This is a genomic window from Prauserella marina, from assembly GCF_002240355.1.
Taxonomy (GTDB): domain Bacteria; phylum Actinomycetota; class Actinomycetes; order Mycobacteriales; family Pseudonocardiaceae; genus Prauserella_A; species Prauserella_A marina.
In genome coordinates, this window is the sequence record NZ_CP016353.1 from 167459 (window position 1) to 181730 (window position 14272).

10 protein-coding genes are annotated in these 14272 nt (G+C 67.2%); 7 read left to right on the plus strand and 3 right to left on the minus strand.

Annotated features, from left to right (window positions below; genetic code table 11):
* Positions 1 to 97 precede the first annotated feature (97 nt).
* Positions 98 to 1141: a DegT/DnrJ/EryC1/StrS family aminotransferase gene (locus BAY61_RS00820; protein WP_091801216.1), complete on the minus strand. Its 1044-nt coding sequence runs from the start codon at positions 1139 to 1141 to the stop codon at positions 98 to 100.
* A gap of 473 nt (positions 1142 to 1614) precedes the next feature.
* Here BAY61_RS00820 and BAY61_RS00825 point away from each other — a divergent pair, with 473 nt between their 5' ends.
* Both BAY61_RS00825 and BAY61_RS00830 read left to right on the plus strand, forming a co-directional pair.
* Positions 1615 to 3012, plus strand: coding sequence for an AMP-binding protein (locus tag BAY61_RS00825; RefSeq protein ID WP_091801219.1), 1398 nt, complete (start codon positions 1615 to 1617; stop codon positions 3010 to 3012).
* A 164-nt stretch (positions 3013 to 3176) separates the two neighbouring features.
* On the plus strand, positions 3177 to 4841 hold the full coding sequence (locus BAY61_RS00830; RefSeq protein WP_091801223.1) for a glycosyltransferase family protein: 1665 nt from the start codon (positions 3177 to 3179) through the stop codon (positions 4839 to 4841).
* Between the two features lie 6 nt (positions 4842 to 4847).
* Here the strand turns inward: BAY61_RS00830 and BAY61_RS00835 are convergent, their stop codons facing one another.
* Positions 4848 to 5663 carry an HAD family hydrolase gene (locus BAY61_RS00835; protein WP_091801226.1) on the minus strand — a complete coding sequence of 272 codons (816 nt, stop codon included), beginning with the start codon at positions 5661 to 5663 and terminating at the stop codon, positions 4848 to 4850.
* A gap of 110 nt (positions 5664 to 5773) precedes the next feature.
* Here BAY61_RS00835 and BAY61_RS00840 point away from each other — a divergent pair, with 110 nt between their 5' ends.
* The 4 genes from BAY61_RS00840 to BAY61_RS00855 all read left to right on the plus strand — a co-directional run bounded on the left by BAY61_RS00840 (position 5774) and on the right by BAY61_RS00855 (position 9501).
* Entirely contained in the window at positions 5774 to 6718 is a 945-nt protein-coding gene (locus BAY61_RS00840) for an LLM class flavin-dependent oxidoreductase (protein WP_245865637.1), read from the plus strand.
* Positions 6719 to 6825: 107 nt separating this feature from the next.
* Positions 6826 to 8049 (plus strand): UDP-galactopyranose mutase, encoded by a 1224-nt coding sequence (glf, locus tag BAY61_RS00845; RefSeq protein ID WP_091801232.1) that lies wholly within the window; start codon positions 6826 to 6828, stop codon positions 8047 to 8049.
* Positions 8042 to 8572, plus strand: coding sequence for a phosphatase PAP2 family protein (locus BAY61_RS00850; RefSeq protein WP_091801235.1), 531 nt, complete (start codon positions 8042 to 8044; stop codon positions 8570 to 8572). The genes glf and BAY61_RS00850 overlap by 8 nt, the downstream gene beginning before the upstream one ends.
* Entirely contained in the window at positions 8569 to 9501 is a 933-nt protein-coding gene (locus tag BAY61_RS00855) for a decaprenyl-phosphate phosphoribosyltransferase (protein WP_091801238.1), read from the plus strand. Before BAY61_RS00850 ends, BAY61_RS00855 begins: the two co-directional genes overlap by 4 nt.
* A 66-nt stretch (positions 9502 to 9567) precedes the next feature.
* Here the strand turns inward: BAY61_RS00855 and BAY61_RS00860 are convergent, their stop codons facing one another.
* Positions 9568 to 12381 (minus strand): arabinosyltransferase domain-containing protein, encoded by a 2814-nt coding sequence (locus tag BAY61_RS00860; protein ID WP_091801242.1) that lies wholly within the window; start codon positions 12379 to 12381, stop codon positions 9568 to 9570.
* A 240-nt stretch (positions 12382 to 12621) separates the two neighbouring features.
* On the opposite strand from BAY61_RS00860, the gene BAY61_RS00865 reads away from it, so the two are divergent.
* Positions 12622 to 14133: a hypothetical protein gene (locus BAY61_RS00865; RefSeq protein WP_091801245.1), complete on the plus strand. Its 1512-nt coding sequence runs from the start codon at positions 12622 to 12624 to the stop codon at positions 14131 to 14133.
* The last annotated feature ends 139 nt before the right edge of the window (positions 14134 to 14272 follow it).

Consider the following 14272-nt stretch of genomic DNA (forward strand, 5'->3'; position numbering starts at 1 on the left):
ACGGGGATTATCCGGTCACTGTCATCGGCCCGCCGCGCTCACCCCACGCTGGAGGACGCGACCGCGCGATCAGCATCGACGAGCGCGACGCGATGCTTCATGCGCCAAGTTCCTCTCTGACGGCGTCGACGACGAAATCGAGCTGGCTCGCCGTGAGTGCCTCGTGCACGGGAAGTGACAGCACTTCCTCGGTAAGCCGGGCCGCGAAAGGAAACTCCTCGACCGCCGGTGAACCCAGTGCGGGGTGCTCGCGGTAGCCGTCGGCGTCGAAGACGAGCCTGGGGTAGTAGACGCCGGTTCCGACGCCTCGGGCGGCGAGCGCTACCGCCAGTTCGTCCCTCGACAACATGGCGTGCGGTCCGACCCGCACGGTGTACTGGTGCCATACGTGGTCGCGGCCCCGCAGTTCGAGAGGCACCCGAAGTCCCGGTGTCCCGGCGAGACCTTCGCCGAGTGCGCGCGCGTTGCGCGCCCTGCTCGCGATGGCCGAGGGCAACCGCGCGAGTCGCGCGAAAGCCGAGGCCGCGCGCTGCTCCGTGATGCCGTGCTCCGCGCTCGGCCGGGGGGCGCAGGGGACGTCGTCGGCGAACGTGACGACCCCGCACGGGCTCGCCGTGCCGCGCAGTGAGAAGCAGCCGATCTCGTAGGAACCGGCCTGCCTTCCCTCGCAGGCCGCGCCAAGTGCCTGCGCGGCGTCCTCTACGACCCGCAGGTCGTACTCCGCCGCGAGTGCGGTGAGCTTGCCGAGGTCGGCTGGCTGACCGAAGAGATGAACGGCGACGATCGCCCTCGTGCGTGGCCCCAGCGCGGCGGCGACCGCGTCGGGGTCGATGCCGAAGTCGTCGTCGCACACGTCGGCGAACCGCACCCTCGCGCCGGACCGCACGATCGCGTCGAGCGTTGCGGTGGAACAGAAAGGCGAGGTCACCACCTCGTCGCGGGCGGTGAGGCCGAGCGCGTCCAGCGCGATCTCCCTTGCCGCGGCAGGACTGCTCGTCGCCATCGCGAGCCGGGTACCCGTCAGCTGGGCGAAGGCGTTCTCGAATCGTTCGACCTCGGTCGTTCCCGCTGGTGGTTCGGTAAAGGGAACCTCGATGTGTCGCGGCTCGGCGCAGGCGTCGACGACGGTCAACGGGATCATGCGGGTGTTCTTCCTTCTTCCGGGGACGCCGAGGGCATCGGCTGTGTCCGTCGAGCCGGGACGGCGAGCCGCCCGGCCATGAAACCAGCTTGTTGCGCCGACACCCTTGAATGAATTCTCGTGGCTGATCGGATTCACCCGACCGCGCCTGTGCCGATAACGGAATCCCGGTGCGGTAACCGGGTTTTACCTGTGCTTACGCCGGATCGGTCTACTTCATGCGTCGTTTTCGGTGTCCTGTCCACAATCTGTCCACAATGCGGGAGCAAATGTGCGAGATTCTCGGGAATTGTGGCGTGATGTGCCTGGTCGGGACGCCGGAACCGGAACACGTGGTAGCGCTACCCCCACGGGACATGACTGAATGGTGGGCGCGAGGCGACGGAAACGCCTCGTACTGAGCAGGCCGTGCGGTGGAGGCCGGAACGCGAAAGTGCGTTCCGGTTTCCGTTTTTCGATCGGGGGCTGTTGGCATGACCTCGCTGCTTGGCGATGGAGCTCGACTCGTCGATGTCGTGGGAAGGCGGACGCTGTGCGGTGAGGAACTTGTCACCGAGGTACGGCGCACGGCACAGCGGCTGTCCGCGCTACCCGAGGGTGTGCTCTTCGTGAGAGTGGGAGCCGAACTCGAAGGGATCGTGAACTATCTGGCCGCCTTCGAGGCGGAAAGAGCGGTCGCGCTACTCGACCCCGCCCTTGAGGAGAGTGTTCTGCACCGGCTCGTCCACCGGTTCGAGCCCTCGGCGGTACTCGGTTCGCCGCACGCGCCACCACCCGGCTACGCGGCGAGCGGGTGCGGCTGGGTGCGCGAGGAAGCGACGAAGGTCGAACCGCACTCCGACCTCGCGGTGCTGCTGGCCACGAGTGGTTCCACCGGCGATCCCCGGCTCGTCAGGTTGTCGAGAAAAGCGTTGCTGGACAACGCGGTCGCCATCGCGGAGGCCCTCGGCATCCACGCCGGGGACGTCGCGCCGACCAGCCTGCCGCCGCACTACAGTTTCGGGCTCTCCGTGCTGAACTCCCACCTCGTGCGCGGTGCGACCGTGGTCGTCGAGCCGTCGGGCATTCTCGGCAAGGGTTTCTGGGAGGCGATCGCGGAACACGAGGTCACGTCGCTCGCCGGTGTCCCGCACCATTACGAGTTGCTGCACCGAATGCCGTTCGATCCGCACGAATACCCAAGCCTGCGCACGTTGACCCAAGCGGGCGGAAAGCTGCGCACCGAACTGGTTGCCGAATTCCACGACGCGATGCGCGTGGCAGGCGGGCGCATGTTCGTGATGTACGGGCAAACCGAGGCGGGCCCGAGAATGGCGACGGTTCCCTCCGAGCGGCTGTCCGACAAGCTCGGCTCTGCCGGTGTCGCATTGGCAGGGGGGTCGTTCTCCGTGCGCAGGGAAGACGGGGAAGAGACCACGCATCCCAAGATCGTCGGCGAGGTCGTCTACCGGGGACCCAACGTGATGATGGGTTACGCGACCGAGCGCGCGCACCTCGCGCTGGGCGACACGACCGGAGGCGTGCTGTCGACGGGCGACCTCGGCTATCTCGACGAGGACGGCTACCTGTTCATCACGGGACGGCTCAAACGCATCGGCACGGTGTTCGGCAACAGGGTCAACCTCGACGACCTCGAACACGCGGCGCGAGCGGCCGTCGCCGGTGTCGACGTCGTCGCGGCAGTTCCCGCCGGTGACAAGGTGGCGCTGTTCGTGCAGGGGGCTGATCCGGCGACCTGCAAGGTCGTCTCCGACGTGCTCGCGGACCGGACACATCTTCATTCGAGCGGCTTCGACGTGCGTCCAGTCGAGACGGTACCGCTGCTGGGCAGCGGAAAGATCAATTATCCGGTGCTGGAAAGAGAGTTGTGACCGCGACTCCTTCGCCGCGTTGACCACAGTGGACACGAATGCCGCTCCACGTTCGTCTGTTGTGGACATTCAAAGGCCGGGCCGCTCCGCTGGGTACCTGCCCGTGCCTGGCGGGTTCGGCGATGCGTTAGTTTGGTGAATCGACTCGGGTACGGGGGTGCTGGGTGGAGCTCGCCGCGGCAGGTGCGTGGTTCGTACTCGCCGTGTTCGTCGTCGGCGCCTGGGACCGCATCGAAAGCCGAAGGTCATGGCGAAGGGCCGCGCTCGGGCTGACGATGCTCTTCTCGCTCGCCCACCAGCTCGTCTTCGCCACGGTTGCCGACGAGGCTTACCTCACCTTCCGGTACGCGAGCAACGTCGCCGACGGCTACGGGCCGGTCTTCAATCCGGGTGAACGGGTCGAGGGGTATTCGAGCTTCTTGTGGCTCGTGCTCGTCGCGCTGACGAGAGCCGCGTTCGGCGGGGACGAGACCACCATCGTCGTCGGTTCGTGCGTCATCGGCGTGCTGTGCGCGCTGGGTTCGGTGTACGCGGCGAACGTGCTGGTCAACAGGATCGTCGCGATACGGGGCGGTCGCGCGGCGCCCGCGCTCGGCGTCGTGGCGGCGGTACTCACCGCCGGCGTCTCCTCGCTCGCCGTCTACGGCGCTTCCGGCGTCGAGACCTCGCTGTTCGTGCTGCTGGTCCTTTCCGTGTGCGTCGCGCTCACCGCGGACCGGCCGGTCGTCGCGGGCGTGCTTGCCGCGTTCGCCGTCATGACCCGTCCCGAGGGCGCCTTCGTGGCGCTGGCCGTCCTGTTGTGGTTGTTGCTCGCCGCGCTGCGCCGCTCTGCGACGGGATGGGCACCGCTCGGCTACGCGCTCGGAGCCGCCGTTCTGCTCGTCCCGTGGATGGTGTGGAGGGTGACCTACTACGGCCACCTCGTGTCCAACGCCGTCGAGCTGGCGGGGCGGACCGAGACCGGAAAGCGGCTGGCCGCGGGCTGGGACTACGTCGCGGGGTTCGCGTCCGGCTACCTCGCGCTGGTACTGCTCGCCGTACTGACCGTCGGCTACCTGCTCACGAACCGCCACGCCGAGGGCTCGCCTGCCGCCAAGGCAAGGTCGCTCGTGTGGCTGCTGCTCGCACTCGCTGCCGTCCAGACAGGGGCGGTCCTGTTCGCGGGAGGTGAGTCGCTGCCAGGCTGGCGGCTGCTCGCTCCGGTGCCGCCGTTGATCGCGGTCGCCGTGACGGCCGCTTACGGCATTTCCGGGCAGGCCGCGAACAGGCCGTCGCCGAGACCGCGGCCTCGTGATCCGGTCGGCGGAAGAGCCGTCCCGCTCATCGCCGTCGCTGTCTCGGGGCTTTCCCTGCTCGCGGGGGTCACCCAGCACGACGTCCTCCCCACCGTGCGGCAGTGGGCCGTCGTCGGTGACGAACTCGGCGAACTGGGCGATTGGCTCGGCGGCGCGCTGCCGGCGGGAACCGTCGTCGGCAGCCACGCGGGTGGGGCATTCGCCTACCGGGCGGGCCCCGGTCTTACGGTGGTCGACCTCGACGGGCGCACCGACGAATACATCGGGCGAACGGGCAAGGCAGGGGAAGCCGACGTCGATCACTACGTCGTGGTCCAGCGAATACCGAATGTGATCGTCGGCGCGGCGGACGGCTACGAATCCCGCAAGCGATGCGGCATCAGCCCGGCGTACGCGGGGCTCTACGAGGTCGCGACGTTCCGCAGGCTCGGTACCGAGCAGTGGGTGGCCCTCTCGCTGCGCCGTCCGCAGGCGGACAGCCTCATCGAGCGGCTCGGCTCCGATCCCCGTTTCGAGTACCAGCCCTGCGCCTGAGCGGCGTCAGAACCAGCGTTCGAGTACCTGGGCGACCCCGTCCTCGGAGTTGGGCCCTGTGATCTCGTCGGCGGCCTCCAGCAGCGTGGGATGCGCGTTGGCGACGGCGACGCCGTGCCCGGCCCAGCGCAGCATGTCGAGGTCGTTCGGCATGTCCCCGAAGGCGATGATCCCCTCGGCTCCGAGGGTGAACCGCTGCGCGACCTCGGCGAGTCCGGTGGCCTTGGTGACTCCCGGCGCGGCCAGCTCGATGAGCCCCCCGCCGGAGGAGAACGTGATGTCCACCGAGTCGCGCAGTACCGCCCTCGCCGCCTCCGCCATCTCGTCCGACGTCATCGACTGGTGACTGACCAGCAGTTTCACCGCCGCGTGCCCCAGTACCTCGGCGCGCGGCACGACCGAGCCCTCGCCGTCGCCCCACGGGTTGTAGTAGTCGGTTTCGATGACGAAGTTCTTCAGGTCGCGGTCGATCGCGTGCGTGCCGACCCGCTCGGCGGCGAGCCGGCAACCGGGGATGGCGAAGGACACCGCGTCGGCGACGTCGTTCAGCAGGACGGGGTCGAGCAGGCCGTGGACGTCGACCACGCGGTCGGCCGAGATGTCGTAGAGCACGGCGCCGTTGGCGCACACGGCGTAGCCGGTGAGCCCAGCCTGCTCGGCGACCTGCGGGATCCACCTCGGCGGACGGCCGCTGACCAGCACGAAAGGCACCCCGTCGCCGACGGCCCTCCCCACGACCCCGACGGTGCGATCACTCAAGCTGGTGACAGACGACAGCAGGGTTCCATCCACGTCGGAAGCGATGAGCCGGGGTTTTTCCACCCCTCCAGTTTTCCAGAGCGGGACTGGCAGGTCGGCGTGTCGTACCCCACCGCCACGTTCGGAGCCACCAGGCTGCGCGACGGGCCATGATCCCGCTAGCGTGTGGCGCCGTGCGTGTTGGCATTGTGATCCTGCCCGAGGACCGGTGGTGGGCAGCCGAACCGAAGTGGCGGGCGGCCGAGGAATACGGCTTCGACCACGCCTGGACCTACGACCACCTCGGCTGGCGCACGCTGGTCGACGGGCCGTGGTTCGGCGCGGTGCCGACACTGAGCGCGGCAGCCATGGTCACGTCCCGTATCCGGCTCGGTACCTATGTGGCTTCCCCGAACTTCCGGCATCCGCTTCCGTTCATGCGGGAACTGATCACGATCGACGACCTCGCCGACGGGCGGCTCATCGTCGGTGTCGGCGCGGGCGGCGTCGGCTACGACGTGAACGTCTTCGAAGGCGAAGATCTCAGCCCCAAGGTGAGGACCGACCGGTTCATCGAGTTCGTCGACACGCTCGACGGACTGCTGCGGACCGACGAGTTCGACCACGAAGGCCCGAATTACACCGTCAAGGGCGCCCGCAACTTGCCGGGCCCCGTGCGGCGGCCTCGTCCACCGTTCCTCATCGCCGCCAACGGAAAACGCACGATGCGGCTCGCCGCGCGGCAGGGCGACGGCTGGGTCACCACCGGTAAGCCGAGCGAGAGCCAGGAGGACTGGTGGCGGGCGGTGCGTGAGCTTTCGGCAGGCTTCGACGACGCGTTGCTCGCCGAGGGCCGCGATCCGGCCACCATCGACAGGTACCTGAGTCTCGACGCGGGCCCTGTCTTCTCGCTTTCCAGCGTCGAGGCGTTCACCGACGCGGTGGGAAGGGCCGCCGAACTGGGCTTCACCGACATCGTCGCGCACTGGCCGCGTGGGGGAGAGCCGTACCACGGAAGGGAGTCGGTGCTGGAGACCGTCGCCGACGAGGTGCTGCCCAGACTCAACGGCAGCAGCCGTGCGGGTGACGCGGGCGAGAAACCGGACTCGGGAGACGAAGGGGTCAACGGCAAGGGCTGAGGCCCGCGCTCCGGCAGGCGAACGCCGGATCGGGAAAAGGCTCGGTCACAGCCCGCACAGGAGCCTCCGCGCACGAGGTCCACAGCGCGCCGGTAGCCTTTTCGCCCGTGAGCGCGCACACCAACTCCGCAGAAAACAATGAGGGCGGTTACGCCGGATATGACCTGATCGTGGTCGGTTCCGGTTTTTACGGCCTTACCGTCGCAGAACGAGCGGCCAGCCTGCTCGACAAGCGAGTCCTCGTCCTCGAACGACGGCACCACATCGGTGGCAACGCCTATTCGGAAGAGGAACCCGAAACCGGCATCGAGGTGCACAACTACGGTGCCCACCTCTTCCATACCTCGAATAAGCGGGTATGGGACTACGTCAACCAATTCACGGACTTCACCGGTTACCAACACCGGGTTTTCGCGAAATATCAGGGACAGGTTTATGCCTTCCCGATGAACCTCGCGTTGATCAACCAGTTCTTCGGCAAGTCGCACACGCCGGACGAGGCTCGCGCGCTCATTGCCGAGCAGTCCAGCGAAATCGACACCAAGTCGGCGCAGAACCTCGAAGAGAAGGCCGTCTCGCTGATCGGCCGCCCGCTGTACGAGGCATTCGTCCGCGGCTACACGGCGAAGCAGTGGCAGACCGACCCGAGGGAACTCGCGGCTTCGATCATCACGCGCCTTCCGGTCCGCTACGACTTCAACAACCGGTACTTCAACGACACCTACGAGGGTCTTCCCGTCGACGGCTACACGGCGTGGTTGAAGCGCATGGCCGACCACCCGAACATCGAGGTGCGGCTGAACGTCGACTACTTCGACATCAGGGACCAGATCCCCGAGGGAACGCCCACCGTGTACACGGGCCCGCTCGACCGGTACTTCGAGTACTCGGAGGGAAGGCTCGGCTGGCGCACGCTCGACTTCGAGCAGGAAGTGGTGCCCACCGGCGACTACCAGGGCACGTCGGTCATGAACTACAACGACGAGGAAGTGCCCTACACGCGCATCCACGAGTTCCGGCACTTCCACCCGGAGCGGGACTACCCGGCCGACAAGACGGTCATCGTGCGGGAGTACTCCAGGTTCGCCAAGGAGGACGACGAGCCGTACTACCCGATCAACACGCCGGAGGACAGGGACAAGCTCGAACGCTACCGCGAGCTGGCCAAGGCGGAAGCCAAGGAGCGCAACGTGCTCTTCGGTGGCAGGCTCGGTACGTACAAGTACCTCGACATGCACATGGCGATCGGTTCGGCGCTCTCCTCCTTCGACAACAAGATCGCTCCCCACCTGACCGACGGCGCCCCACTGGACGGATCCATCGATGCTTGAGAGCGCCACACCAAAGGGTGAACTCGCGGTTCTCGCCGGAGTGCAGAAGGCCATCGCGAAGCCCGCGACCGTCAAGGCCGCGCGGGGGCTTTCGCACTTCGGCGAGCACAGCGCGGGCTGGTTCGCGCTCGGCCTCGTCGGCGCCGCCGTCGACAAGGAACGGCGCAAGGATTGGCTGACAGCGGCGGTGGGAGTGGTCGGAGCGCACGCGGCTTCCATCGCCGTGAAGCGCGTCGTCCGCAGGCCACGGCCCGACCATCCGGCCGTCGAGGTCGGGGTCGGCACGCCGAGCAAGCTCAGCTTTCCCTCTTCGCACGCGACCTCCACGACAGCGGCCGCCGTGCTGTACTCCGGGCTGACGGGGCGTAACCTCGTCCCCGCACTCGTGCCGCCGATGCTGGCTTCAAGGCTTGTGCTCGGCGTGCACTACCCGTCGGACGTGCTCGCAGGCGCAGCACTGGGGGCCACGGTCGGCGGGGTTCTGCGTCGAAAGCTCAACTTACGAAAGCGGAAGCCACGATGAGTGAGACGACCGAGCGTGCCGAGGTGAGCGGGGGCGATACCGCCGGTAAGAAGGGGCCCATGGGCACCGCTTTCGGCGTGTTGAAGACCGCGCGACCCCGGCAGTGGGTGAAGAACGTACTGGTGCTGGCGGCGCCGTTCACGGCTGCCGAGATCACCAACTTGACAGTGCTGCGGGGCGCGCTCATCGCGTTCGTGGCCTTCTCGCTCGTCGCCTCCTCGGTCTATTTGATCAACGATGCCGTCGACGTCGATGCCGACCGCGAGCACCCGACCAAGCGCAACAGGCCCATCGCGGCAGGGATCGTGCCGATCCCGCTCGCCTACGGCGCCGCGGCCGCGTTCTTCGCGGCAGGGTGTGCGGTCAGCCTCCTCGCCGACTGGCGGCTGTTGATCGTGCTGGTGGTGTACGAAGCCATCCAGCTCGGCTACTGCTTCGGGCTCAAGCACCAGCCGGTCGTTGATCTCGCGATCGTCGCCTCCGGCTTCCTCATGCGGCTCATCGCGGGTGGTGTCGCGACCGGTATCGCGCTTTCCCAGTGGTTCCTGCTGGTGACGGCGTTCGGCTCGCTGTTCATGGTCGCCGGCAAGCGGTACGCGGAACTGATGCTCTTCGAGCGCACCGGCGCGAAGATCCGCTCGTCGCTGAAGAAGTACTCGGCGAGCTACCTGCGCTTCATGTGGGCCACCGCGGCGGCGATCCTGATCATGTCGTACTCGCTGTGGGCCTTCGAGCAGGAGCAGCGGGTTCAAGGATCGGTGTGGAGCGTCATCTCGATGGTGCCGTTCGTCGTCGCCGTCCTGCGCTACGCGGTCGACGTGGACGGCGGAAACGCGGGTGAGCCAGAGGAAATCGCGCTCAAGGACAGGGTGTTGCAGGTCCTCGGCGCGTCCTGGGTGGTCACCCTGGTGTTCTCGTACTACCTCTGAGCAAGTACCGACCCGAAATCCCTGAACCGGACAACACCGGTTCAGGGATTTTCTCGTTGCTGCCCGCTACCTGGTCGCCTTGCCGACGGTGAGGTCGCGCATCGGCACCGGGTAGTCGAGCCGGAACACGCTGATCGGCTCGAACAGCTTGTCCCCTGTCAGATAGGTGGGCACGGGAACCTGCTCGGCCGACTCGAACAGCTTGGCGTAGGTGCCGCCCGGCGCCGAAACGAAGGACACGCTGCCGAGCGCGCGCGACTGGGGACCGGCCGCGAAGCGGTAGCGCACCGGCTCCACGATCCCGTCGTGCAACCGGGCCGAGGTACGGCAGGACAGGGTGAACGCGCTGACCCAGTCGAGCATGACCGGCTCGGAGACCGGCACGACGTCGGTGGTGGGAACCACCTTCGGCAACCGTGGGGTGCCCACCGCGATCCAGCCTCTTCCCTCCGTGTTGTCGGCGACGACCCTGACCCGCGTCGCGTCCTTCGGGTCGAAGCGGTAGTCCTGCCATTCGGGGTCGCTGTCGAGCCACACCCTGGATTCGCGGGTCACGGTGCCGTCGGGGCCCGCGAACTGCACGGTCGCCGAGACGGAGCCCTTGCCGGTCGCCGGCACCACCAACGGTGGTGAGCCGGGCGCTCCCGCGCCCTCCGGCAACGGGTACCAGCCGGTCGTCAGTGAGCCGACGACGCCGTCAGCGCCCCACACTGGAGCCTCGTCGCCGCCATAGGGTTCGAGCGGGCGCAGTTCGGCCGGGAAGCCCGCGTTGCGCGTGAAGCCGTCCAGCGTGGGCGGCGAGGTCTCGGTGAGCAGTCCGGCCCGGATGTCGGGTTCGAGCCGCAACCAGTCCTCGACACCGCAATTGCCGCCTCCGGACAGCGAGGCGAGGTTGGCCCTTCCCGTCGTGTAGGTGTCCCAGCGGGGCACCATCGCATGTGCCATCGTGGCGACCTCGACCAGTACAGTCGCCGCCGCGACGGCGGCGATCAGCCAGCCGGGTTGCCGCAGCCACCGCCACGCGCCGACGAGCCCGGCCAGCGCGAGCACGATCGCGCCGACCAGCACGATCGTCGCGGCGGAGATGTCGGAGACTCCCGGTACGACGAGGTTCCACTTGACGTTGAGTCCGGAGAGGAACCACCAGCGGAGCGGAGCGTCGAGGCCGATCCACACGGTGAGCCCCAGCAGGACGAGCACGGCCGAGCGTTCCCAGTTCCGCCGCAGCGCGCCCCTGACAATGGTATGTACCAGCACCGCGACGAGCAGCGTCCCGAAACCGGCGAGCGCGCCGAAGTGGTGCGTGTACTTGGTGGGCGTGAAGGCGAGCGCGCCGAAGAAGAGCGCGCTCGCGCCGACCAGCCTGATGGTTGGGCGCGCGGCGAGGCGGGGTGCCCTGCGCGCGAGCAGGAGCACGACGAGCATCGCCATCGCGAACCACATGAGCATGAGCGGCATCCGCCGGTTCAGACCACCTTGCAGTGCGTCAAAAAGATCCTCGTAGCGCTTGCCCTCGTCCAGCATGCCGAAGGAGGGGCCGATCGCCGTGCGCACCTCGGTCGAGTGCAGCACGGTCGACAGGGTCTGGTCGTAGAACATGAACAGCAGCGCGGACAACGCGGCCGCGAGCACGGCGAACACCGAAAGCACACCCCGGTCGCGCAGCAACCGGAAGATGCCGGGAAGGGCCACGAGGAACGGGATGACGGCGGCGACGCCGGTCGGCGTGATGGTCAGCGTCGCGCCCGCGACGACGAGCGCGATGCAGAGCGTGCCGAGCGAGCGAGTCGCCAGTGCCCTCTCCACGAGCGCGAACACGGCGAGCGAGCCGAGCACGATCCACGGTTCGGGCCGAAGGCCGATGCCGAAAGCGAGGTACCACAGCAGGAAAACGACGGCCGCCGTCCAGCGCGCGGTGAGGGCGGGGGCCTTCGCGAACCTGCGCAGCAGCACCCTGTCGATCAGGAACCACGACGCGAGGCCGAGCACGAGCGAAGGCACCCGCATCCACCAGGTCGCCGCGCTGAGTTCGGCGAACGGCCGGTACAGCTCGTAGAACCAGCTGAACGGCGACTCCGGCGCGTTGAACCACCGGTAGTAGTTGCCGACGAAACCGGTGTCGCTCGCCGATTGGATCATCGTGATGATGTAGCCGTCGTCGACTGTGGACGCGCCGATGATCGTCCACGTCACGAGCGTGAGCACGACGACGGCGTCCGGGAGCGTCGGCCGCCACCAGCGTGGGGGCAGCAACCGCACGTGCCTGCGAAAGGGCGCTTCCCAGCGCCGAAGGGCGAACAGCATGGAAAGGAGCGCGCCGATCGCGAGCGCGCCGAATGCGATCTTCAGCGCACTGGGGCTCGATTCGTACCTCGTGTCGGGCACGACGGTGGCGTGCAGGCCCGTCTGTCCGGAGAGATCGGTGAACAGTCCGCTCACCGAGGGCACCAGGTCCGCGCGGCCACGCTCTTCGCCGTTCACCGACACCGAGGTCGTCTCTTCGCCGGACCGGATCGTGACGGTGCAATCCCCGGAGAGCTCGAAGCTCGCCAGCCGCTTCTCGCCAACCGCAACGGTGAGCAGGCCATCGGCCACGCTCGCGCGCAGCGCCGGGGCGTCCTTGTCCGGCTCCGCTCCCGGCGGATCGGTGGACAACACGGTTCCGGTTCCACCGAGCGCTGCGGCATCCGCGCAGCCGAACTCGACATCGAGCCGTTCCGGCTCGTAAGGCAACAGCGGAAGCGCGGTGCTTTCCGTCGTGCCCGCCGACGGCCATTCGTATGTCGTGACGTCCTGATCGACAGGTGCCAGTACGAACAGCACGGCGCTCAGCGCGGCGAACAGTCCAAGCCCTGCGATCGTCCAACGGCGAGAACCCACCGTTGGACCTTAAAGAATACGGGTGAACCCTCATGCAACGGGCCGGTCGCACGCGGGTCGAGTTGGCAATCTCCGCCGGATGCTGAATTCTTTGTGAAGGCAAGGCAACCCGAGAGTTCCCTTTCGGCGTCATGAACTCAGGACCGGGCACTACCGAGTGATAGTTGGCGAGATGTGACGATCACGGATCAGGATTGTGTTAAGCGTGAGCAAACGACCTCTGACTCGAAGTTGGCTTCAATGCGTTCTCGCGCCCGAAGAGGGAGCTTGTCCCTTGTCACGGCCTCGGCGATTCTCGCCATCGCGCTTTTCCTGTTGGTGAAAGACAGTCTTACCGACGATGCCTACATCACGTTGGCATATGCGAAAAATCTGGCCGTGCACGGTGAATGGGGCCTTGTGCCCGGTTCCATGTCGAATTCGGCTACTTCGCCGCTGAATGTGTTGCTGCTCGGTGGTTTGACCGCGTTGACGAAACCGTTCGGTGGCGCGCATCCGGTGGTGGCGCTGGGGATACTCAACGTCGTCGCATCGGCTGGGCTCGGCTGGGGCTGGGCCCGGCTGGCGAGGGCGTACGCACTGCCCTTCGCCGTCGCCGCACTCGGCGTTCTGCTGGTGCTCGTCAATCCCTTCGTGCTCTCGGCGATCGGCCTTGAGGTGCTGCTCATCCCGGCGGTGCTCGTCCTGATGACCGCGTTCGCCGTCGAGGGAAAGCCGGTGCCGTTCGGCATCTTCGCCGCGCTCGCCATGCTCACCCGGCTCGATCTCATCGTGTTCGTCGTCGTGATCGCGCTGTGCGCACCGGCGATCCGCAAACGCCTCGTTCCTGCCGCCGCGACCGCCGTGCTCGTGGCGGCGCCGTGGTTCGTGTTCAGCTGGATCGCGTTCGGCTCAGCGGTACCGGACACGCTGGTGATCAAGCAATCGCAGGACGGCCTCTTCGGAAGGTGGAGCTTCTCGACGGGGCCGATGATGTACTACTTCGGACAGCACGCCGCCGTCGTGTTCACCTTCGTTCCGGCCGTGCTCGGTGTCGTCGCGCTGATCGCGACGGTGGGGCTTCGGTTCGGTGTCCGCTGGCGGGACTTTCCACCTGTGGGCGCCATCGCGGGCATCGGAGCGGGCGGTGTCGCGTACTACTTCGTGTACTCGTTGCTCGGTGTCGGCCCCTACCACTGGTACTACGTGACCCCCACCGTCGCGCTCGCCACGTTCGCCGTGCTGGCGACGGGAATCTGGCTGGTCAAGGCAAGGGAACAGGCTCGAATGCGGGTCGCGGCCCCGCTGACCGCGCTTGGTGTGATCGGTGTTCTCGCACTCGGCGCGATCGTCGTCGACGGAAGGCAGGGCGTGCCGTGGAAATCGCCGGTGATCTTCGGCAACTGGGCGAGTGCGCAGGACTACGCCAGGATGGGCCAGGAACTGGGGGCGCGGCTCGACGGTGCCACGGTCAGGTCGCCAGGTGAGATCGGCACGCTGGCCTACTACTGCGAATGCTCCATCCTCGACCAATTCTCCGACAGGGGCAGGGTCACCGAACTCGTCGACGAGCGCATCGCGGAGTCCTCCTCGCTCGGCGCGGCACTGCTGCGGTTCAACTATCTGTTCTTCGACCACGACCGCACGCCGAGGCAACTCGACTACCGGTTGACATACAAAGAAGGGCCCGGCAGCGGGCCGGACACCTGGCAGGTCTATTCGGCCGCCCGCGGTGTCGGTCATTTCACGCTCGTTCCGGACGAAGAACGGTGAGTGGTGTCGCCGCGACACCCGTCGGTCTACTGTGGAATGTCGGGACTCGCCCGTTTTGTTGCCCAGGGTAATTAGCGGCCCGTTTTCGCCACGCGTGAGTGAAGGGAGTCGGGTGCCGACGGTGTCGTACCCTCGTTCG